17 protein-coding genes are annotated in these 21273 nt (G+C 64.8%); 13 read left to right on the top strand and 4 right to left on the bottom strand.

What is annotated here, in order from left to right:
* Window positions 1–40 precede the first annotated feature (40 nt).
* From rpoA to dsbD, 3 genes are all read left to right on the top strand, one after another.
* Window positions 41–1018, top strand: coding sequence for a DNA-directed RNA polymerase subunit alpha (rpoA, locus tag E7V67_024330; GenBank protein ID WUR12784.1), 978 nt, complete (start codon window positions 41–43; stop codon window positions 1016–1018).
* 117 nt (window positions 1019–1135) lie between these two features.
* Window positions 1136–1531, top strand: a complete 396-nt coding sequence (gene rplQ / locus E7V67_024325) for a 50S ribosomal protein L17 (protein ID WUR12783.1) — start codon at window positions 1136–1138, stop codon at window positions 1529–1531.
* A gap of 236 nt (window positions 1532–1767) precedes the next feature.
* On the top strand, window positions 1768–3585 hold the full coding sequence (gene dsbD / locus E7V67_024320) for a protein-disulfide reductase DsbD (GenBank protein WUR16339.1): 1818 nt from the start codon (window positions 1768–1770) through the stop codon (window positions 3583–3585).
* A gap of 225 nt (window positions 3586–3810) precedes the next feature.
* Here the strand turns inward: dsbD and E7V67_024315 are convergent, their stop codons facing one another.
* Window positions 3811–4290 carry a Spy/CpxP family protein refolding chaperone gene (locus E7V67_024315; GenBank protein ID WUR12782.1) on the bottom strand — a complete coding sequence of 160 codons (480 nt, stop codon included), beginning with the start codon at window positions 4288–4290 and terminating at the stop codon, window positions 3811–3813.
* Between the two features lie 206 nt (window positions 4291–4496).
* Here E7V67_024315 and E7V67_024310 point away from each other — a divergent pair, with 206 nt between their 5' ends.
* The 6 genes from E7V67_024310 (at window position 4497) to E7V67_024285 (ending at window position 12840) form a co-directional block, all read left to right on the top strand.
* Window positions 4497–5222 carry a response regulator gene (locus E7V67_024310; GenBank protein ID WUR12781.1) on the top strand — a complete coding sequence of 242 codons (726 nt, stop codon included), beginning with the start codon at window positions 4497–4499 and terminating at the stop codon, window positions 5220–5222.
* A 366-nt stretch (window positions 5223–5588) separates the two neighbouring features.
* Window positions 5589–6575 (top strand): ATP-binding protein, encoded by a 987-nt coding sequence (locus E7V67_024305; protein WUR12780.1) that lies wholly within the window; start codon window positions 5589–5591, stop codon window positions 6573–6575.
* Window positions 6576–6705: 130 nt separating this feature from the next.
* Window positions 6706–7857, top strand: a complete 1152-nt coding sequence (locus E7V67_024300; protein ID WUR12779.1) for an efflux RND transporter periplasmic adaptor subunit — start codon at window positions 6706–6708, stop codon at window positions 7855–7857.
* Window positions 7854–10985: an efflux RND transporter permease subunit gene (locus E7V67_024295; protein WUR12778.1), complete on the top strand. Its 3132-nt coding sequence runs from the start codon at window positions 7854–7856 to the stop codon at window positions 10983–10985. Before E7V67_024300 ends, E7V67_024295 begins: the two co-directional genes overlap by 4 nt.
* A 251-nt stretch (window positions 10986–11236) precedes the next feature.
* Window positions 11237–12160 carry a hypothetical protein gene (locus E7V67_024290; protein ID WUR12777.1) on the top strand — a complete coding sequence of 308 codons (924 nt, stop codon included), beginning with the start codon at window positions 11237–11239 and terminating at the stop codon, window positions 12158–12160.
* Between the two features lie 38 nt (window positions 12161–12198).
* Entirely contained in the window at window positions 12199–12840 is a 642-nt protein-coding gene (locus E7V67_024285) for a CatA-like O-acetyltransferase (protein WUR12776.1), read from the top strand.
* A 116-nt stretch (window positions 12841–12956) separates the two neighbouring features.
* Here E7V67_024285 and E7V67_024280 read toward each other — a convergent pair whose 3' ends face one another.
* Window positions 12957–14153: an MFS transporter gene (locus tag E7V67_024280; protein ID WUR12775.1), complete on the bottom strand. Its 1197-nt coding sequence runs from the start codon at window positions 14151–14153 to the stop codon at window positions 12957–12959.
* Window positions 14154–14257: 104 nt separating this feature from the next.
* On the opposite strand from E7V67_024280, the gene E7V67_024275 reads away from it, so the two are divergent.
* Complete coding sequence (locus E7V67_024275) at window positions 14258–15208, top strand: LysR family transcriptional regulator (GenBank protein ID WUR12774.1); 951 nt, start codon at window positions 14258–14260, stop codon at window positions 15206–15208.
* A 22-nt stretch (window positions 15209–15230) separates the two neighbouring features.
* Here E7V67_024275 and hemB read toward each other — a convergent pair whose 3' ends face one another.
* Together hemB and yihA are read right to left on the bottom strand one after the other, a co-directional pair.
* Window positions 15231–16244, bottom strand: a complete 1014-nt coding sequence (gene hemB, locus E7V67_024270) for a porphobilinogen synthase (GenBank protein ID WUR12773.1) — start codon at window positions 16242–16244, stop codon at window positions 15231–15233.
* A gap of 26 nt (window positions 16245–16270) precedes the next feature.
* The gene (gene yihA, locus E7V67_024265; GenBank protein WUR12772.1) at window positions 16271–16981 is read right to left on the bottom strand and encodes a ribosome biogenesis GTP-binding protein YihA/YsxC; all 711 of its coding nucleotides are present in this window, start codon (window positions 16979–16981) and stop codon (window positions 16271–16273) included.
* A gap of 129 nt (window positions 16982–17110) precedes the next feature.
* On the opposite strand from yihA, the gene E7V67_024260 reads away from it, so the two are divergent.
* The 3 genes from E7V67_024260 (at window position 17111) to ccsB (ending at window position 21236) form a co-directional block, all read left to right on the top strand.
* The gene (locus E7V67_024260; protein ID WUR12771.1) at window positions 17111–17776 is read left to right on the top strand and encodes a c-type cytochrome; all 666 of its coding nucleotides are present in this window, start codon (window positions 17111–17113) and stop codon (window positions 17774–17776) included.
* A gap of 190 nt (window positions 17777–17966) precedes the next feature.
* Window positions 17967–20042: a cytochrome c biogenesis protein ResB gene (locus E7V67_024255; protein WUR12770.1), complete on the top strand. Its 2076-nt coding sequence runs from the start codon at window positions 17967–17969 to the stop codon at window positions 20040–20042.
* A 30-nt stretch (window positions 20043–20072) separates the two neighbouring features.
* The gene (gene ccsB, locus E7V67_024250; GenBank protein ID WUR12769.1) at window positions 20073–21236 is read left to right on the top strand and encodes a c-type cytochrome biogenesis protein CcsB; all 1164 of its coding nucleotides are present in this window, start codon (window positions 20073–20075) and stop codon (window positions 21234–21236) included.
* Window positions 21237–21273: the final 37 nt, after the last annotated feature.

Raw genomic sequence — 21273 nt, 5'->3', positions numbered from 1 at the left:
ATCGGTGTAACGAGCCGAGGGTAATGAAAAGGACATTTCAATGCAAAACAGTTTGTTGAAGCCACGTATCATCGACGTCGAAGCCCTGGGCGCCGGTCACGCCAAAGTCGTGATGGAGCCGTTCGAGCGCGGCTACGGCCACACGCTGGGCAACGCCCTGCGTCGCGTGCTGCTGTCGTCGATGATCGGCTACGCGCCGACCGAAGTCACCATCGCCGGTGTCGTGCACGAGTACTCCTCGCTGGACGGCGTGCAGGAAGACGTGGTCGACCTGCTGCTGAACCTGAAGGGCGTGGTCTTCAAGGTCCACAACCGCGATTCCGTCACGCTGACCCTGAAGAAGGAAGGCGAAGGCGCCGTGCTGGCATCGGATATCGACCTGCCGCACGACGTGGAACTGATCAACCCGGATCACGTGATCGCTCACCTGACCGCCGGTGGCAAGCTGGACATGCAGATCAAGGTCGAGAAGGGCCGCGGCTACGTGCCTGGTAACGTGCGTCGCCTGTCGGAAGACACGAACAAGACGATCGGCCGCATCATCCTGGACGCATCGTTCTCGCCAGTGCGCCGTGTTTCCTACGCTGTCGAATCGGCACGTGTGGAACAGCGTACCGACCTGGACAAGCTGATCATCAACATCGAAACGAACGGCGTCATCACGCCGGAAGAAGCGATCCGCCAGTCGGCGCGTGTGCTGGTCGACCAGCTGAACGTGTTCGCTGCGCTGGAAGGCACGGAAGCCGCCGCCGAAGCACCGTCGCGTGCGCCGCTGGTCGATCCGATCCTGCTGCGTCCGGTGGACGACCTGGAACTGACCGTCCGTTCCGCGAACTGCCTGAAAGCCGAAAACATCTACTACATCGGCGATCTGATCCAGCGTTCGGAAAACGAACTGCTGAAGACCCCGAACCTGGGTCGCAAGTCGCTGAACGAGATCAAGGAAGTGCTGGCATCGCGCGGCCTGACCCTGGGCATGAAGCTGGAAAACTGGCCGCCTGCAGGTCTGGAGAAGTAATTTGCACCACCGCCGGCCACATGTCGTGGCGGGCGTTTTCCCTACTAACCGGCCCGCGCCTAGCTCACGCTTGGCGATCGAAGAGCTCGGATATAAACATCATTGAAAGGAAGTACCATGCGTCACCGTCACGGCCTCCGTAAACTGAACCGTACCTCGTCCCACCGTCTGGCAATGCTGCGCAACATGACCGTTTCGCTGCTGCGTCACGAAGCGATCAAGACCACCGTGCCAAAGGCAAAAGAACTGCGCCGCGTGATCGAGCCGATCCTGACCCTGGGCAAGACCGACACCCTGGCAAACAAGCGCCTGGCGTTTGCCCGCCTGCGTGATCGTGAAATGGTTCAGAAGCTGTTCGCCGAACTGGGCCCGCGCTACGCTAACCGCAACGGCGGCTACCTGCGCATCCTGAAGATGGGTTTCCGTGTTGGCGACAACGCTCCAATGGCTTACGTCGAGCTGCTGGACCGTCCGGAACCAACCGAAGTCGAAGCTGCACCGACCGCTGAGTAATTCATCAGCGTTCCATGAAAAAGCCGGGTCCGCCCGGCTTTTTCTTTTGGTGCGGCATGTTTGCTGCGACATCTTTGCGACAGACGAAGACAATCGGCGCGGCCCACTTGCGGCACCATGACGATGCATCCACTGCCGCAGAACCGGGATCTGTCCCGAGTTTTGGCCTGACAGTCGCTTGCCGGCGGCAGCGGGTGTACCATGCTCCCGGATTGTCCTTTTGCCGAGTAGATCACATGCCTTTCCTGCTGCGCCTGTTTGCCGTCCTGACCGCCGTGCTGGCCCTGCTGCCGGCCGCGCCCGCCCGGGCGGACGAAGAATTCCTCGATCCGAACATTGCCTTCCAGATGTCCGCACGCATGGCGGACGCAAAGACCGTCGAAGTGACGTGGAAGATCGCTGACGGCTACTACATGTACCGCGAACGCTTCGCGTTCCGTGCGCAGGGCGCCAGCCTGGGCGCCGCGCAGATCCCGCCCGGCAAGGTGAAATACGACGAGACATTTGCCAAGGACGTGGAGACCTATCACGGCAGCGTCGTGATGCGGGTGCCGGTCGAGGCGAGCGGACCGTTCACGCTGACGGCAACCGGCCAGGGCTGCTCCGAAAAGGGCCTGTGCTATTCGCCGCAGGATGCGACGGTACGCCTGGGCGGCGCGCCGGGCGATGTGGGCGTGGCCGCTGCCGCGCCCGCCGCGGCCCCGTTCAGCCTGCAAATGAGCCCAGGCAGCGCGGCGCCGCCAGCTGCGTCGATGGCGGTCGCAGCGCCGCCCGACGTCGCGCCGCCGGCGCCACAAAGCGAGCTGGGCCGCATCGACAGCGCGTTGCAGGGCGGCCGGCTGGCGGTCATCGTACCGCTGTTCCTGCTGCTGGGTTTGGGCCTGTCGTTCACGCCTTGTGTGCTGCCGATGGTGCCGATCCTGTCCTCGATTATCGTGGGCGAAGGCAGCGGCACGACGCGCAAGCGCGGCGTCGTGTTGTCGGGCAGTTATGCGTTGGGCATGGCGATCGTCTACACGGCGCTGGGCATCGCGGCGGGGCTGATCGGAGAGGGCCTGGCGGCCGCGCTGCAGAATCCTTGGGTACTGGGCGCTTTCGGCTTGTTGATGGCGGCGCTCGCACTGTCGATGTTCGGGGTGTACGAGCTGCAGGTGCCGTCCGCCCTGCAAAGCCGCCTGGCCGCCGCTTCGGGGCGCCAGTCCGCCGGCAAGCTGGCCGGCGTCTTTGCGATGGGAGCCATTTCCGCCTTGATCGTGGGCCCATGCGTGGCGGCCCCGTTGGCCGGCGCGTTGGTGTACATCAGCCAGACCCGTAATGTGCTGATCGGCGGTAGTGCGCTGTTTGCCATGGCGGTGGGGATGAGCGTGCCGCTGATGCTGGTCGGGCTGTCCGCCGGTGCACTGCTGCCGCGTGCTGGTGCCTGGATGGATGCCGTAAAGCGCTTCTTTGGTGTTTTATTGCTGGCCATGGCATGGTGGCTGGTGTCGCCGGTATTGCCTCCGGTCGTGCAGATGTCCGGCTGGGCTGTATTGGGTATCGGCTACGGTACCTATCTGATCCGTCAGAAAAACGGCTGGGCGGCGAAAACCGTTGCGGTGCTGGCGATTTTACTGGGTGTAGGCCAGATGATCGGCGTGGCCACCGGCAGCCGCGATCCCCTGGCGCCGCTGGCGCACTTGCGTGGTAATGCCGAGGCACCGCTGGCATTCAAGCGGATCGCCAATGTCGATGAGCTGGACAATATTCTTGCGAATACGGGCGGTAAAACCGTCATGCTGGATTTTTATGCCGATTGGTGCGTATCGTGCAAGGAAATGGAAAAGCTGACGTTTGTCGATCCGGCCGTCAAGGAAAAGCTGGGTAATACGATCCTGATCCAGGCGGACGTGACGGCAAACAGCGATGCCGATAAGGCGCTGCTGAAACGCTTTGGGCTGTTCGGGCCACCGGGTATTATCCTGTTTGGTACGGATGGGCGCGAAATACCGGACTCACGGGTGATCGGCTTCCAGAATGCCGAAAAATTCCTGGTTTCTTTGCAGAGAATGCGATAGCCAAAACAGGGCGCCAATGGCGCCCTGTTATATAGGCGTGCGCAGGCGGTCTTTCGCAGGGGCGGGGTCAGACCCAGCGGGTCTGGCCCCAGTACTTCGCTGACAATGAGCTAAAAGTTGGCGCAATCGAGCTTGTACTTGGCACGCACTGGACAAAAAGGGGGCGGCCGAAGCCACCCCGAAGGCACCGCAGGTACCAGCTACGGTTACTAATCGATATGCTGCTCAGCCTTGCTGTTTGCGCAACGCCCGATGCATGCCGTGATGCCGACCCTCGTGTTGCGTCGCTTGGTCGAAGGTCTTTTGCTGTTCCGGTGTCAGCACCGCATAAAACGTCTTCAGCGCGGCCAGACGGGTTTCCTGTTTCGCCAGGCGCTCTTTCTGGCGCTCGATCCGTTTTTCCATACGCTCCGGTGCCGGCAGCGATTTGAAATCGATATGTTGAGGGCGACCCACCGGCGTTTGCGGTTTGATCGCGGCGATATATGCATTCCAGGCCGTTTCCTGGTTTGCCGTCAATTTCAGCGCATCATGCAATTTTTGCTGACGCTGGGCGAAATGTTCGGCGCGCTTGGCGGGGTCGAATTTCGTCGCCGCATATTCCCGATGTTTTGGCGTGGTCGCTTCCTGGGCGTGACTGGCAACAGCCGAGCCCATGCCGATAACCGTCATGCCGATAATAAGAGATTTGCGCAGGGTATTCATGGTTCATCCTTCCGATCGATTAAGCAGCAAGTGGATGTGCATTTACCGCTCTGCACATGGGAACCATCTTGACAGCGATGTGTTTCGGCGAAGTGTCCCCAGCCCGGCGATTTGTATCCGATTGTTTCCCTATTGCTGAGCTCACATATACAAGACGATACAAACACCCGTTAGGCAGCGGCGGCCGAAGTGGCGATAATTGAGGCATGGAACCTACATCGAGCATTCTGATCGTCGACGACGATCGCGATATCCGCACCTTGCTGGCCGATTACCTGGAAACGAACGGCTACCGCACGTTAGGCGCGCAGGACGGCGCGGCCATGTGGAAGCTGCTGGACGAGACCAAGCCGGACCTGATCGTGCTGGACCTGAACATGCCGGGCGAGGACGGCCTGACGATCTGCCGCAAGCTGCGCGCTCATTCGAGCTTGCCGGTCATCATGCTGACGGCCCGCAGCGAGCCGCTGGACCGCATTCTTGGCCTGGAAATGGGCGCCGACGACTACCTGCCGAAACCGTTCGAGCCACGCGAGCTGCTGGCGCGCATCCGCAGCGTGCTGCGCCGTACGAACACCGCTGGCGCCGGCGGTGCGGACAAGGCCGCCCAGATCCGTTTCTCGGGCTGGACCCTGGACCTGACGGCGCGCCACCTGCTCAACCCCGATGGCATGGTGATCATGCTGTCCGGTGCCGAGTTCCGCCTGCTCAAGGTCTTCCTGGAACATCCGAACCGCGTGCTGAACCGCGACCAGTTGCTGAACCTGACACAAGGGCGCGACGCCGACCCGTTCGACCGATCCATCGACATCCAGATCAGCCGGCTGCGGCAGAAGCTGGGCGAGGACGCTCGCGTGCCGCAAATCATCAAGACGGTACGCAATGGCGGCTATGTGTTGGCCGGCACCGTCTCGGTGGAGCCGCGCGTGTGAAAGCCTTCTTCAATTCGATGACAGGGCGGGTGTTTTTCGCCCTGATGCTGGGGATTATCGCGTCGGCCGCGCTGACGCAGTGGCTGGCCCTCAACGAACGCCAGCGCACCCTTGAACGCTACCGCAACTTCCACGCACTGGAGCGGGCCGAGCAGATCATCGAAACAGCGGACGTGGTGCGCCCGGAGTCGCGCGCGCAATACCTGGCCGTGGCCAGCAAGGGCAGCGTCCAGTTGGAGCTGGCCAGCGAGGAGCGCCCCGCGCTGCATCCGCCCACGGAATTTTCTGGCCGCGCTGTCGCAGCGCCTGGGCCGCGAGTTCCAGGTAACGCCGCTGGCCGAGCGTCCGGCGGCGTGCGACCGGCCCGTGGCCACCAATACGGTGTTCGGCGCCACCCAATGGCGCGGCACCTGCGAGTCCGTGCAGATCGCCATGACGGACGGGCAACTCCTGAAATTGTCGGTCCTGCCACCGCGGGCCCCGGCGCCAACGGGCCACAACGAATACGCGGTGTTCGTGCCGTTCCTGCTGTGTATTGCCGTGCTGGCCTACCTGGTCACCCGGATGACGGTACGACCCCTGAAACAGCTGGCGCAGGCCGCGAAGGACCTGGGCAACGACATCAACCACCCGCCGCTGGAGTTGACGGGGGCCAGCGAGATCCGCCAGGCCAGCGCCGCGTTCAACGCGATGCAGGCACGCATCCGCCAGTACATCGCGCAGCGCACGGAAATGCTGGCGGCGATCACGCACGACCTGCAGACGCCGCTGACCCGCTTGCGCCTGCGCCTGGAAAAGGTGCCGGACGACGACTTGCGCCTGAAACTGATCGGCGACCTGTCCGCCATGCAGGCGATGGTCAAGGAAGGCCTGGACCTGGCGCGCAGCATGGATGCGGGTGGCGCAATGCAGAAACTGGACCTCGATTCGCTGCTGGACAGCGTCTGCGCCGATGCCGCCGACGCGGGCCAGCCGGTGGAACTGAAGGGCGCCGCCGGCATGGCCCTGCTGGGCCGGCCGCTGGACATCCAGCGCTGCCTCGTCAACCTGATTGACAACGCCGTCAAATATGGCCAGAAGGCGCACGTGACGGTCGAGCGTCTGGCGGGCGCGGCGCGCGTGCGCATCCGCGACGAAGGACCCGGTATTCCGCCGGACCAGCTGGCGCGCGTGTTCGAACCGTTCTATCGTCTGGAGAGTTCCCGCTCGCGCACGTCCGGGGGGACGGGGCTGGGACTGACCATCGCCCGCAATATCGCCGAGCAGCATGGTGCCACGCTGAGCCTGGCCAACAGCGACCACGGCGGGCTGGAAGCCGTACTGACCCTGCCGGAATTTTATGCTGGCAAGTAATCAGCCCGACACGGTTCAGTGCCACAATGTCGGGCTTAATGCCGTAGAGCAATAAGATCAAAACAAGAATTGGGAGGGCCGGTGTCAGCCGCCGGCTCATGCTACTTACTCATCACTGCAGTTCACTAGAATGAAAAAGAAAACTCTGGGAGTTCTCGTCGGCGTCGCCGTCGCCGTTGCGGCCGGCGCCTGGCACTTTACCCGTCCCGCCGCGCCGGCGCAGCAGGCCGGCGGCAAGGGCGGTTTCCAGGGACCGACGACCGTCAACATCGTCCAGCCCAAGCGGCAGGACGTGCCCGTGCTGCTGCAGGCCAACGGTACCGTCAGCCCCATCAGCACCGTCGACCTGCACCCGCAGACCACCAGCACGATCGTCAAGGTGCACGTCAAGGAAGGCCAGTTCGTCAAGCAGGGCGAGCTGATGTTCTCGCTGGACAGTCGCAGCGAGGCGGCCAATGTGCAGAAGGCGGACGCCCAGGTGGCGCGCGACCGCGCCAGTCTGGCCGACCTGGAGCGCCAGTACAAGCGCAGCATGGAACTGCTGGCGCAAAAATTCATCGCCCAGGGCGCCGTCGATACGCTCAAGAGCCAGGTCGACGCGGCCCGCGCGCTGTTGGAAGCGGACATCGCGGCCGCCCGCGCCGTCCGCGTGGACCAGAGCTACACGACGATCCGGGCGCCGATGACCGGCCGGGTCGGCGCCATCAACGTCTATCCGGGCAGCCTGGTGCAGCTGGCGACGTCGCTGACGACGATTACCCAGCTGGACCCCATCAACGTGGCGTTCACCTTGCCGGAAAACAGCCTGGCGGCTCTGCTCGATGCCCAGCGCGCGGGCAAAGTGCCGGTGCAGGCGTTCCAGAACAATTCCGAGCAGCCGATCGAAGGCCACCTGAGCTTTATCGACAATACGGTGGACCCGGTCGCCGGCGTCATCCGCGTGAAGGCGCAGTTCGACAACAAGGACACGCGCCTGTGGCCGGGCCAGTACGTCAACACGAGCCTGACGGTGCAGACGCTGAAGGACGCGCTGGTGCTGCCGCAAAATGCCATCATCACCAACACGCGCGGCACCTTCGTCTACACGGTGGGGCCGGACAACACGGCCAAGGTCGCCAACATCGAGCGGCTGCATGCCTTTGGCGGCGACGCGGCCGTACGCGGCCTGCAGGGTGACGAGAAGGTCATCGTCGAAGGCAAGCAGAACTTGCGTCCGGGCGGCAAGGTGCGCATCGCCGACGCGCGCGTGGCCGAGCAGGGCAAATCGAAAGGTGTCGAATGAACCTGTCCGAGCTCTCCATCCGGCGCCCCGTGATGGTGGTGCTGCTGTCGCTGACCCTGATCCTGGCCGGCGTGCTGGCCTACCTGAAGATCCCCGTCGCGGCGCTGCCCAGCTACAACACGCCGGTCATCAACGTCAATGCCGACCTGCCGGGCGCCAGCCCGGAGACCATGGCATCCTCGGTGGCGCTGCCGCTGGAGAAGCAGTTCTCCACGATCGCCGGCCTGACGATGATCACGTCGACCAGCACGCAGGGCAACACGTCGCTGACCCTGGAATTCGATTCCAGCATCGACGTCAACGAAGCGGCCGTGGACGTGCAGGCCGCGCTGCTGCGCGCCCAGCGCCAGTTGCCGCAAGAAATGACGGACCTGCCGTCGTATCGCAAGATCAATCCGGCCGACGCGCCCGTGCTGTTCATGGCGATGAACTCGCCGTCGCTCTCGCTGTCCGAGCTGAACGACTACGCGGAAAACCTGATCGCGCCCAGCCTGTCCACCTTGCCCGGCGTGGCGCAGGTCACCGTCAACGGCCAGAAGCGCTTCGCCGTGCGCATCCGCGCCAAGTCCGACCTGCTCAACGCGCGCGACCTGACCCTGGCCGACGTGCAGGCGGCCGTGCGCAACGCCAACGCCAACACGCCGCTGGGCGTGCTGGACGGGCCGTCGCAGACGCTGACGATCCAGGGCAATCCGCAGATGATGAAGGCGTCCGAATTCCGCGACCTGATCATCGCCGTGCGCAACGGCGAACCGGTGCGGCTGAAGGACGTGGCCACTGTCGAGGACAGTTTCCAGTCGATCAAATCGTTCGGCAGCTACAACGGCGAGCGCGCCATCGTGCTGCTGGTGCAGCGCCAGCCGGACGCCAACACCGTGCAGGTCGTCGACGGCGTCAAGGCGCTGCTGCCGCGCTTCAAGGCGCAATTGCCCGAGTCGATCAATATCGCCCTCGTCAACGACCGTTCGGTGTCGATCCGAGAAGCGCTGCACGACGTCAACCTGACCTTGGCGCTGACCATCGTGCTGGTCGTGCTCGTCATCTTCCTGTTCCTGCGCCGCGCCGCGGCCACCTTCATCCCGGCCGTGACGATGCCGATCTCGCTGCTGGGCGCGTTGTCCCTGCTGTACGCGTTCGGCTACAGCCTGGACAACATCTCGCTGCTGGGCATCACGCTGGCTGTCGGCCTGGTCGTGGACGATGCCATCGTCGTGCTGGAAAACATCGTGCGGCACATCGAGCACGGCAAGAAGCCGCTGCAGGCGGCCCTGATCGGCGCGCGCGAGATGGGCTTCACCATCGTCTCGATTTCCATTTCGCTGGTGGCCGTGTTCATCCCGATCTTCTTCATGCCGGGCGTGATGGGGCTGATGTTCCATGAGTTTGCCGTCATCGTCGCGCTGTCGGTGCTGGTGTCCGCGGCGGTGTCGCTGACCCTGGTGCCGATGCTGGCCTCGCGCTTCCTGCCGGCCGACTCGCACGAGACGTCCGGCGACGACAGCTTTATCGGCCGCCACTTCGAGGCCGCGTTCACCAAGGTGCGCGACGGCTATGCCCGCACGCTGGACACGGCGCTGCGCCACCGCTATGTGGTGCTGGCGGTGGCGGTGGGCACGTTCGCGCTGACGATCGTCATGTACAGCGTCATCCCGAAAGGCTTCTTCCCCGAGGAAGACATCGGCCAGATCCGCATCAACACGGAAGCCTCCGAAGACATCTCGTCGACGGCGATGCTGGCATTGCAGGACCGGGTGGCCGCGCTGATCCGGGCCGACAAAAACGTCAAGGACGTGGTGTCGTTTACCGGCGGCGGCAACACGGGCCGGATGTTCGTCGTGCTGAAGGACCGTGCCGAACGCGACAAGATGCCGCAGGTGCTGGAAAGCCTGCGCAAGGCCACGCGCCAGGTGGCCGGGATCGCCGTCTACATGTCGCCGGTGCAGAACCTGCAGCTGGGCGGGCGCCCCAGCAAGAGCCGTTTCCAGTACACCTTGCAGTCGGTCAGCCCGGATGCGCTGAACGAATGGGCCGAGCGCTACCTGGAGCGCATGCGCGCCGACCCGGACTTCCGCGACGTGACGAGCGATTCGCAAAACAAGGGCCTGCAGGCCTCGCTCAAGATCGACCGCGACAAGGCCAACAACCTGGGCGTCAACCTCAGCGACATCCGCACGGCGCTGTACCTGGCGTTCGGCGAGCGGCAGGTGTCGACGATCTACTCGTCCGCCGCCAGTTATTTCGTGATCCTGGAGGCGGCCGACGAGGACCGCCGCTTCGAGGACGCGCTGACCAAGGTCTCGGTGCGCAACACGGCCGGCCAGCTTGTGAAACTGTCCAGCTTTGCGTCGGTGCAGCGCACGGTGGGGCCGACCGCCGTCAACCACCAGGGCCAGCTGCAGGCGATCACGCTGTCGTTCAACCTGGCGCCGGATGTCCCGCTGGGCAATGCAACGGCCAAGATCGACGCGATGGGCCAGGAGTTCGGCCTGCCGCCATCGATCATCACCACCTATGGCGGCGACGCGGCCGTGTTCCAGAGCTCGCAGAGCAGCCAGGTGATCCTGATCGTGGCCGCGCTGGGCGTCATCTACGTGTTGCTGGGCGTGCTGTACGAAAGCTATATCCACCCGCTGACGATCCTGGCGGGCCTGCCATCCGCGGCTGTGGGCGCGCTGCTGACCCTGTGGATCTTCAACATGGACCTGACGATGATCGCCATCATCGGCATCCTGATGCTGATCGGCATCGTCAAGAAAAACGCCATCATGATGATCGACTTCGCGCTGCAGGCACAGCGGGAAGAGGGCAAGACGCCGGTCGAGGCGATCCGTGAAGCGTGCATCCTGCGTTTCCGCCCGATCATGATGACGACGCTGGCGGCACTGATGGGCGCGCTGCCGATCGCGCTGGGACTGGGCGCAGGCGCCGAGCTGCGCCAGCCGCTGGGCCTGGCCGTGTGTGGCGGCCTGATCTTCTCGCAGGTCATCACCCTGTACATCACACCGGTGATCTACCTGTTCCTGGACAAGTACAGCGGCAGCGGCCCGATGAGCGACACCGACCTGGACGACACCACGCCGCCACCGCAAACAGTGGAACTGAAAGCCGTCCACCTGGCCAAGCACTGACGGCCCAGCCCGTGTCCCACCTCGGGGTCAGGCACGAATGTTGACATGAGCTCCGCAGTAATGGCACTACACTCGAGCCCGTGTCAGCTTTTGTGCCTGACCCCGTTGTGCGACACGGACTCGGCCATGGTGCGGTGCAGCGTCGCGCCCGCCGGGAGGATACATACGGTAACATCCGTTAAGCGCAAGCTCGCGTAAGCTTGCTCGACTTTGGCCCGGCTTGCCGGTTCGCGCACAGAAGACGGTTTATCTTGTTCCAATTCAGTCATACCCACGGTCACGACGAGTATTGCCCCACCTGCGGCCAGGCCCTGCCACCGGGCGGGCTGCCATTGCAATACGGACGCAAGCAGCCGAACCGTGTCGGCCTTGGCATCGCCATCGGCTTGCACGTGCTGCTCCTGCTGGTCGTGCTGATGAATCCGCAGACGTTCGTCAAGATCCGGCCGCCGTCGAAAGCCGGCGAAATGGTGTGGATCGCGCCTGTCGCGCCGACCCCGACGCCGCCGAAACCGACACCGACACCCAGGCCCACGCCCACCCCGCAGCAGCAGCCACCCAAGCGCACGGCGCAGGCCAAGCCGCGGCCGCAGCCGGCGCCGCTGCCGCGCACCAATCCGGATGCGATCACGGAGCCGCGCCGCCAGGAGACGCCACCGGTCCAGGCCAAGCTGACGCCGCCGCCACCGGATGTGACGGACATGTCGCAGCTGATCGAACAGAACCGCCGTCGCCGCGGCGCCACGCAAAGTCCGCCGGCCGAGTCGGCCGAGAGCGAGGACGCGAAGGCCAAGGCGCGCGCCATTGCCAACATCATGGGCGCCCAGGGCCGCAACGCCGCCGGCGACCGCGAGGACACGGGCGGCATCTTCGACGTACAGAACCAGACCTTCAACAGCGCGGACGTCAAGTTCCGCGGCTGGAACACGAACTTCAAGCGGCGCTGGCTGCAGCAGGTGCACGTCGAGCTGGGCAACGAGATCGACATCGAGAACGCCGTCGTGACGAAGATGATCGAGCTGATCCGCAAGGAAAAGCCGGGCGATTTCGAGTGGGAGTCGCATCGCCTGGGCCGGGTCGTCAAGATGAGCGCGCGCAAGGAGGATGAGCCGGAGCTGCGCGCCTTCCTGCTGAAAGAGATGTATCCGAAATACGTACGGCCCGCCGGGCGCTGATGCTGTGCGACAATGCGCTTTTTACCAAGGCGCACGACATGCAGCTGATCGACCGGCGGCGCGACCGCTTCGAGATGTTCGACCGGATGGACAGTCCGGCCCTCAACCTGACGTTCAACCTGGACCTGCCTGACTTCCGGCCCTGGTGCCAGGAGCAGGGCCTGGCACCGTTCCACGTGCTGCTGTGCGCGGTGTTGCGCGCCACCCTGGCCGTGGAAAACTTCCGCTACCGCATACTCGACGGCGAGATCCTGCGCATCGACCGGCTGGTGCCGTCGTTTACCGTCATCAACCAGCACAATGACCTCAATTTCGCCCAGTTTGCCTGGTCGGACGACCTGCGCGAATTCGTCGCGCGCGGCCTGGCGGCCCGGGCCGAAGCTTCCGCCATGGCGGAACTGAACCCGATCTATCGCACGATGACGCCGCGCGAAGCACGCGACCAGGTCTTCATCACCTGCATCCCCTGGCTGGACTTCACGTCGATCCAGCACCCGACCGCCGCACTCGGCTCGCCCGACATTCCCTCGATCGCCTGGGGCAAGTTCCGCGACGCGCCGAACGGCCGCCTGCAACTGCCGTTTTCGGTCCAGGCGCACCATGGCTTTGTCGACGGCTTCCACATCCACCAGCTGGCGCAGCGCATCGCGACCGAACTGGGCGAGTTCATGCAAGCGTAAAAAACCGGGACAGACCCGGGTTTTCGCGAAACAAGCGGCCAATGCGGAGGCTGTCCCCGATTTCGATTTACGGCGTTCGGAAAATCGGGGACAGCCTCCGATTTTCAAGCGGCAACCTATGCCGCCTTGCGCGCCGCCCCGAACGGCAACGCTTCGCCCGCCCAGTACAACAGCGCCAGCGCAGGCATCGCCAGCCCCGCCAGCAGTGCGGCATGCCAGCCGTACTGCGCGTACACCCAGCCGCCCAGCGCGGAGCCTGCCGCGCCGCCGGCAAAGAACACGGCAAAGTACAGTCCGTTCAGCCGGCTGCGCACCTCGTGGCCCAGCATGAAGATGGCGCGCTGGCCCAGCACCAGGTTGCCGGCGACACCCATGTCGAGCACGATCGACGCGACCACCAGCACGGCCAGCGCAACCGAACGCGTGCCCGCCACCAGCAGCGGCAGCGCGAAACCGGCCACCCCGAGGCCCAGCGCGACCGCGGTTGCAATCGTGCCGTGGCCGGCATCGGCCAGCTTGCCGGCAATGGGCGACGCGACGGCGCCCGCCATGCCGACCAGCGCGAAGACGGCAATCTCGGCACCAGAGAGGCCGAACGCCGGGCTGGCCAGCACCAGTGGCACGACAGTCCAGAACAGGCTGAACGAGCCGAACAGGCCGGCATGGTAGGCGGCGCGGCGGCGCAGCACGGGCGTGCTCGTGAACAAGGTCCACAGCGAGCCGATCAGTTTGGGATACGACAGGGCTGCCGTCGGCCGCCGCTGCGGCAGGCGGACCCGCAACACGAGTGCCAGCAGCGCGATCAGCACGGCCGCGCCGCCGAACACCACGTGCCAATTGGCGTAGTCGGCCACCAGGCTGGCGGCCGGCCGCGCCAGCATCACGCCCAGCAGCAGGCCGCTGACGACCTTGCCGACGACATGGCCCCGCTCGGCCTCGCTGGACAGGTGCGCGGCAAACGGCACCAGCACCTGCGCGGCAACCGAAGACAGCCCGATGACCAGCGCAGCGGCCAGAAACACCGCGGCACTGCTGGCAAACGCGGCCACGAGCAAGGCCGCCGCCGCCGCGGCCAGTGCCGTGACGATCAACCGGCGGTTCTCCAGCAGGTCGCCAAGCGGCACGACAAACAGCAGGCCCAGCGTATAGCCCACCTGCGTCAAGGTCACGATCAGGCCGGCCGCTGCCGGCGACAGCCCGGTCGCCGCGCTGATGGGGCCGACCAGCGTCTGCGCGTAATACAGGTTGGCAACGATCAGCCCGGCGGCGGCGGCCAGCAGCAACACCATGCCGCGTGAAATGGAAGAGTTCATGATTACCTCGTGAGGGGGAAGGGACGAGGCCAGTCTAGGGGAGTCGCCGGCAAAGATAATCAGCGCATAATGCGCTTTTACTTTTCACTTTAGATGAACAATTCATGGACAAGGTCAAGGCCATGCAGACGTTCGTACGGATCGTCGAAGCCAACAGCTTTACCAAGGCGGCCGAAACGCTGGGCCTGCCCCGCGCCGCGCTGACGGCCACGATCCAGAAGCTCGAAGCCTATCTCGGCACCACGCTGCTGCTGCGCACCACCCGCAAGCTGGCGCTGACGACCGATGGCGCGGCCTACTACGACCAGTGCGTGCAGATCCTGGCTGCCATCGACGCCGCCGAGCAGTGCTTCCGGGGCACGGCGGCGGCGCGGCCGCGCGGCACCTTGCGCGTCGAGCTGCCCGGCGCCGTCGGCCGCAACGTCGTCCTGCCGCACCTGGCGGCATTCCTGGTTGCCTGGCCCGAGCTGACGGTCACGGTCAGCCTGGCCGACCGGCTGGCCGACCTGACGCAGGAGGGCATCGATTGCGCGCTGCGGGTCGGCGCGCTGCAGGACTCGGCACTGGTGGGCCGGCAGGTCGGCAGCATGCGCTTCGTCACCTGCGCCGCGCCGGCGTACCTGGCCGCCCATGGCACGCCGCGCACGATCGCCGACTTGCGTGCGCACCGCGGCATCGTGCATTACTCGGGCCGCACGGGCCGGCCGTTCGACTGGGACTTTATCGTGGATGGCCGGATCGAGACGGCCCAGGTGGGCGGTCCGGTGGCGGTGGACGATGCCGATGCCAACGTGCTGTGCGCGCTGCAGGGCATCGGTATCACGCAGGCCGCGGCGTATCAGGTGCGGCGGCACCTGGCCAGCGGCGCGCTGGTCGAGCTGCTGCCCGAGACGCCGCCGGCCCCGATGCCGGTGTCGCTGCTGTATCCGAAGGGGAGGATGGCCGCGCCGAAGGTGCGGGTGTTCGGGGAGTGGGTGGAGCAGGTGCTTCGTGCCGAGCCGGACCTGGGAGCAAACACCGGTGTCAGGCACCTGTCTCAGGGCGGAACGCCCTGAGACAGGTGCCTGACACCATGGGTTATGCCTGCTTCAGCTTGCGCGCGATATCCAGCGCAAAGTACGTCAGCACGCCATCGGCACCGGCGCGCTTGAAGGCCAGCATGGCTTCCATCATGACCTTGTCGTGATCGAGCCAGCCGTTCTGCGCGGCCGCCTTGATCATCGCGTACTCGCCGCTGACCTGGTAGGCGAAGGTCGGCACCTTGAACTCGTCCTTCACGCGGCGCACGATGTCCAGGTAGGGCATGCCGGGCTTGACCATCACCATGTCGGCGCCTTCCTGCAGGTCGCCCGCCACTTCGCGCAGCGCTTCGTCGCTGTTGGCGGGGTCCATCTGGTACTGGTTCTTGTCGCCCTTGCCCAGGTTCTTCGCCGAGCCGACGGCGTCGCGGAACGGGCCGTAGAACGCCGACGCGTACTTGGCCGAGTAGGCCATGATGCGGGTGTGGATGTGGTTCTTCGCTTCCAGCGCCTGGCGGATCGCGCCGATGCGGCCGTCCATCATGTCCGATGGCGCCACCACGTCCACGCCGGCGTCGGCCTGCGCCAGCGCCTGGCGTACCAGCATGTCGGTCGTGATGTCGTTGATGACGTAGCCGTTGTCGTCGATCAGGCCATCCTGGCCATGGCTGGTGTACGGATCGAGTGCCACGTCGGTCAGGATGCCCAGCTCGGGGAAGTGCTTTTTCAGCTCGCGCACGGCGCGCGGCACCAGCCCTTCCGGATTGGTCGCCTCGATGCCGTCCGGCGTCTTCAGCGAGGAATCGATCACGGGGAACAGCGCCAGCACGGGAATGCCCAGGTCGACGCACTCCTCGGCCACCTTCAGCAACAGGTCCACCGAGACCCGCTCCACGCCCGGCATCGACAGCACGGGTTCGCGCTGGTTGCTGCCTTCCAGGATGAACACCGGATAGATCAGGTCGGCGGCGGTGACGACGTTTTCGCGCATCAGGGCGCGCGAGAACGGGTCGCGGCGCATGCGGCGCATGCGCATGGCGGGAAACTGGGCGGAGAAGTGAGGGCTGTGCATCGCGGTGTGGTCCATTCAGCAGTGGTTTATTGTTCGGCGTCGTCCTCGTCCTGCGCTGCCAGGCCGGCCACGTCGACGTTCAGGCCAAGCAGTTCCTCGATCTTCGCCGTGGCTTCCTCGATGCCGATGCGTTTCAGCGCCGAAAACAGCTGCACGGTGAACGGGAAGCCTTCGCCCTCCTCGTCGACATAGCTATCGAGCTTGGCCTGTGCCTGGCGCAGCACGTTGACGGATTCGTTGCGATTGAGCTTGTCCACCTTCGTCAGGATGCAGTGGATTGGCTTACCCGTCGGGGCGAACCATTCCAGCATCTGGATATCGAGGTCGGTGAACGGGCGGCGCGCGTCCATGATGAGGACCAGCGCCGCGAGCTGTTCGCGTCGCTGTACATAATCGCCCAACAGGCGCTGCCAATGCAACTTCGCATCACCAGATACTTCGGCGTAGCCGTACCCTGGCAAATCGGCCAGGAGGCAACGAATTTCGGCTACGTTGGTCTCGTCCTTCCGGTGCATTGCCACGTGGGCGCCGCCGATGGAGAAAAAGTTGATGTGCTGCGTGCGGCCCGGCGTCTTGGACGCGAACGCGAGACCCTTCTGGTTGCACAAGATATTGATTGCAGTGGATTTTCCCGCATTCGAGCGCCCTGCGAAGGCGATTTCGGGCACCGTCGTGCGAGGCAGGTCGCGCAGGTGATTGACGGTCGTGAAGAAGCGGGCTTGCCAGAGCTTGGACATGGAGATCAGGGGAAACGCTAGGGAGACAGGCTTTTTGGCCGGGGAAGCTATTGTACAATAAGGAATTACCTGGCTTGCGGTCCGCGTCGCTGCGGCCCTTTTATCGACTCGTCTCTGTAGGGTGTCTGAATGAATCGTGCGTTTACACCGGTGGTACATTCCATATTCACAGCGTTGATGATTTTCTCGGGCACGGCGTTCGCCGCCGACGCGGCCCATCCCGCAGCGGTCAAGGTCGATCCGGCCAAGGGTTCGTCCCTGTATGCCGATGGCGACACGGCGCGTGGCCTGCCGGCCTGCGTGTCCTGCCACGGTGCCGCCGGTAATTCGACGATCGCCGCCAATCCGAAGCTGGCCGGCCAGCCGGAAGGCTACCTGTACAAGCAGCTGGTCGATTTCACGACCCCGGAACGCCAGAACCCGGTGATGACGATGTATTCGAAGATGCTGACGGACGCGGAGAAGCGCAACATCGCCGCCTACCTGTCCACGCAGGGCCAGAAGCCGGGCGCCGCCAAGAACAAGGACACGGTCGAATGGGGCAAGAAGATCTACCGCGGCGGCATCGCCGAGAAGAACGTGCCGGCCTGCGCCAGCTGCCACGGTCCGGCCGGCGCCGGTAACCCGGCCCGCTATCCGCGCATCGGCGGCCAGCACCAGGACTACACGATCGCCCAGCTGGAAGGCTTCAAGGCCAAGGGCCGCAAGAACAGCGCCGAGATGACGACGATCGCCGAACGCATGTCCAGCGACGAGATGAAGGCGGTGGCCGACTACGTGGCGGGCCTGAAATAAGCAGCCGGCGAAGGAAACACACGAGGAAGGGCGGCAGCGCGAGCTGGCTGCCCTTTTTGTTATTGCCTACCTGGCCGGAATGACTAGTGCTTCCGCGCGCGCGGCTAGGCACGCCGGCGCGCGGCCCCCCTTGTGGCTTCCGATTTGTTAGTATGCAGTGCGCTCCACTCACCTGTACCCAAAGCAAGGCATGAGCTCCACCTCGACCACCGGAATCCGTCTGCATACCCGCCGTCCGCTGCTCAACGAAGCATTCGAATTGCTGTCGTCGATGCGTTTTGCCATCGCGCTGCTCATGATGATCGCGATCGCCGCCATCATCGGCACGATCATGCAGCAGAACCAGCCGATGCCGAACTACATCAACCAGTTCGGTCCGTTCTGGTTCGAGGTGTTCGGCAAGCTCGGGCTGTACGCCGTCTACTCGGCCTGGTGGTTCCTGCTGATGATGGCGTTCCTGGTCACATCCACCACCTTGTGCATCATTCGCAACACGCCGAAGATGATGAAGGACATGCGCAGCTGGCGCGAGAACGTGCGCGAACAATCGCTGCGCAACTTCCATCACAAGGTCGAATGGCAGGCGCCGCTGGCGCGCGCCGCGCTGGCGCAGCAGACGGCCGCGCGGCTGTCCCATGCGGGCTACCAGACCAGGATCGTGGACAAGGACGGCGGCACGCTGGTCGCGGCCAAGCGCGGCGCGGCCAACAAGTTCGGCTACATCTTCGCGCACAGCGCCATCGTCGTCATCTGCGTGGGCGGCCTGCTCGATTCGGACGTGCCGATCCGCGTGCAGGAATGGGTACTGGGCAAGGAGCCGTTCAAGGGCAGCGGCGTGATCGCCGAGATTCCGGCCAAGCACCGCCTCGGCCTGGGCAATCCCACCTTCCGCGGCAACGCGATGGTGCCGGAAGGGCAGGCCAGCGACACGGCCGTGATCCCGCGCGCGGACGGGGTGCTGATCCAGCAGCTGCCCTTTACCCTGGAACTGAAGAAGTTCAATATCGATTTCTACAGCACCGGCATGCCGAAGCTGTTTGCCAGCGAAGTGGTGGTGCGTGACCACGAGACGGGCAAGACCTTCCCGGCCACCATCGAAGTGAACAAGCCGCTGGTGTACAAGGGCCTGGCCGTGTACCAGTCCAGCTTCGAGGATGGCGGCAGCAAGCTGAAACTGACGGGCTTCCCGATGACGGGAGCGCAGGCGGGCCAATTCGCCATGGCGGGCGAGGTCGGCGCCTCGACCAAGCTGGACGACGCCTACACGGTCGAGTGGACCGACTTCCGGCCGTTCAACGTGGAGAACATGGCCAGCCGCGACGCGCGCGACGTGAAGAAGGGCGAAAGCCTGGACAGCGCGTTCGCCCGCCAGCTGGGCTCCGCGGCGAAGAACGCCAACAACAAGGACTTGAAGAACGTGGGCCCCAGCGTGCAGTACAAGCTGCGCGACAAGACCGGCCAGGCGCGCGAGTTCCAGAACTACATGCAGCCGGTCACGGTGGACGGCGCGACGGTGTTCCTGGCGGGCGTGCGTTCCAGCCCGGCCGACCCGTTCAGCTACCTGCGCATTCCCGCCGACGACGAGCACAGCGTGCGCGACTGGATGCGCCTGCGCGCCGCGCTGCACGATCCGGCGCTGCGCAGCCAGGCCGCGCAGGCGTATGCGCGCCGCGCGATGCCGCAGTCCAGCCGCGCCGAGGCGATGGAATCGCAGCTGGCGCTGTCGGCCACGAAGAGCCTGGAGATCTTTGCCGGCAATGCACAGGCGGCCGGCTTTGTCGCCGTCAGCCGCTTCCTGGAAAAGGTGCCGGCGGCCGAGCAGGAAAAGGCGGCCGACATCTTCATGAAGATCCTGAACGGCACCCTGTGGGAGCTGTGGCAGGTGGCACGCGCCAAGGACGGCCTGGCGCCGGCCAAGGCCGACGAGCAGCACGCGCGCTTCCTGCAACTGGCGACCAATGCGCTGTCGGACAGCTTCTTCTACGGCGCGCCCGTCTACCTGCAGCTGGACGAGTTCACGCAGGTCAAGGCGTCGGTGTTCCAGGTGACGCGCTCGCCCGGCAAGGCCGTCGTCTACACCGGTTGCGCGTTGCTGGTGCTGGGCGTGTTCGCGATGTTCTATATCCGCGAGCGCCGGCTGTGGGTCTGGATTCGCGACGACGACCAGGGCGCGCACGCGCTGATGGCGATGAGCACGCAGCGCCGCACACTGGACTTCGACAGGGAGTTCGACACGCTGAAGCGGCAATTGCCGCAATCGGCGTAAGCTTAGGGACAAGAGAGGTTGGAGACCGATATGGACATCACTCAACACCAGACCAAGGATGCGACATACAGCGCGGCACCGGGTTACTTCCGCCGCCTGACGATCGCCGACTGGCTGTTCGCCGCCGCGCTGCTGGGCGGCGCGCTGTTCGCGCTGAACCGCTACGGCAGCTATATGGACGTGTACGAGAAGGTCATCCTCGTGCTGTCCGCGCCCACGTTCGCGGCGCTGGGCTGGCACTGGAAACCGGTGCGCTGGCTGATGCCGCTGGTCGCGTTGCTGGCGCTGGGCGCGATCGCCCTGTACGACGGCAACCTGGAGGCGGCCAACCAGCGCTTCTGGCTGCGCTACATGCTGTCGAGCCAGTCCGCCATCCTGTGGATGAGCGTGTGCTTCTTCCTGGCCACGCTGTTCTACCTGATCGGACTGGCCAGCCGCTCCGGCGCCGGCGGTTCGATCGGCTCGCGCCTGTGCTGGGCCGCCGTGGTGCTGGGCTGGACCGGCATGATGGTGCGCTGGTACGAGTCCTACCTGATCGGTCCGGACGTGGGCCACATCCCGATCTCCAACCTGTACGAGGTGTTCATCCTGTTCGCCCTGATCACGGCGATGTTCTACCTGTACTACGAACAGCGCTACGGCACGCGCCAGCTGGGGCCTTTCGTGATGCTGGTGATCTCGGCGGCCGTCGGCTTCCTGCTGTGGTACACGGTGTCGCGCGACGCGGCCGAGATCCAGCCGCTGGTGCCGGCGCTGCAGAGCTGGTGGATGAAGATCCACGTGCCCGCCAACTTCATCGGCTACGGCACGTTCGCGCTGGCTGCGATGGTGGCCACGGCCTACCTGCTCAAATCGCACGGCTACCTGGTCGACCGCTTGCCGTCGCTGGAGCTGCTGGACGACGTGATGTACAAGGCCATCTCGGCCGGCTTCGCCTTCTTCACGATCGCCACGATCCTGGGCGCGCTGTGGGCCGCCGAGGCCTGGGGCGGCTACTGGTCGTGGGACCCGAAGGAGACCTGGGCGCTGATCGTCTGGCTGAACTACGCGGCCTGGCTGCACATGCGCTTGATGTCGGGCCTGCGCGGCCGTGCGGCGGCGTGGTGGGCGCTGGTCGGCCTCTTGGTGACGACGTTTGCCTTCCTGGGCGTGAACATGTTCCTGTCCGGCCTGCACTCCTATGGTGCACTGTGAGCGCGCTGTAATGCTCAGCGCAATGTAATCCAGTTGT

The organism is [Empedobacter] haloabium (assembly GCA_008011715.2).
In the GTDB taxonomy this organism is placed as follows: domain Bacteria; phylum Pseudomonadota; class Gammaproteobacteria; order Burkholderiales; family Burkholderiaceae_D; genus Rugamonas; species Rugamonas haloabia.
Note: the sequence above shows the minus strand (reverse complement) of the source record. Positions and strands in the feature narration are given on the sequence as shown.

What these genes read in the sequence shown, in the direction of transcription:
- rplQ (WUR12783.1), top strand. Translation starts at nt 1,136, where the DNA reads ATGCGTCACCGTCACGGCCTCCGTAAACTGAACCGTACCTCGTCCCAC.
- yihA (WUR12772.1), bottom strand. Translation starts at nt 16,981, where the DNA reads ATGTCCAAGCTCTGGCAAGCCCGCTTCTTCACGACCGTCAATCACCTG.
- E7V67_024300 (WUR12779.1), top strand. Translation starts at nt 6,706, where the DNA reads ATGAAAAAGAAAACTCTGGGAGTTCTCGTCGGCGTCGCCGTCGCCGTT.
- dsbD (WUR16339.1), top strand. Translation starts at nt 1,768, where the DNA reads ATGCCTTTCCTGCTGCGCCTGTTTGCCGTCCTGACCGCCGTGCTGGCC.
- rpoA (WUR12784.1), top strand. Translation starts at nt 41, where the DNA reads ATGCAAAACAGTTTGTTGAAGCCACGTATCATCGACGTCGAAGCCCTG.
- E7V67_024310 (WUR12781.1), top strand. Translation starts at nt 4,497, where the DNA reads ATGGAACCTACATCGAGCATTCTGATCGTCGACGACGATCGCGATATC.
- E7V67_024280 (WUR12775.1), bottom strand. Translation starts at nt 14,153, where the DNA reads ATGAACTCTTCCATTTCACGCGGCATGGTGTTGCTGCTGGCCGCCGCC.
- E7V67_024295 (WUR12778.1), top strand. Translation starts at nt 7,854, where the DNA reads ATGAACCTGTCCGAGCTCTCCATCCGGCGCCCCGTGATGGTGGTGCTG.
- E7V67_024315 (WUR12782.1), bottom strand. Translation starts at nt 4,290, where the DNA reads ATGAATACCCTGCGCAAATCTCTTATTATCGGCATGACGGTTATCGGC.
- ccsB (WUR12769.1), top strand. Translation starts at nt 20,073, where the DNA reads ATGGACATCACTCAACACCAGACCAAGGATGCGACATACAGCGCGGCA.
- E7V67_024260 (WUR12771.1), top strand. Translation starts at nt 17,111, where the DNA reads ATGAATCGTGCGTTTACACCGGTGGTACATTCCATATTCACAGCGTTG.
- E7V67_024285 (WUR12776.1), top strand. Translation starts at nt 12,199, where the DNA reads ATGCAGCTGATCGACCGGCGGCGCGACCGCTTCGAGATGTTCGACCGG.
- hemB (WUR12773.1), bottom strand. Translation starts at nt 16,244, where the DNA reads ATGCACAGCCCTCACTTCTCCGCCCAGTTTCCCGCCATGCGCATGCGC.
- E7V67_024275 (WUR12774.1), top strand. Translation starts at nt 14,258, where the DNA reads ATGGACAAGGTCAAGGCCATGCAGACGTTCGTACGGATCGTCGAAGCC.
- E7V67_024255 (WUR12770.1), top strand. Translation starts at nt 17,967, where the DNA reads ATGAGCTCCACCTCGACCACCGGAATCCGTCTGCATACCCGCCGTCCG.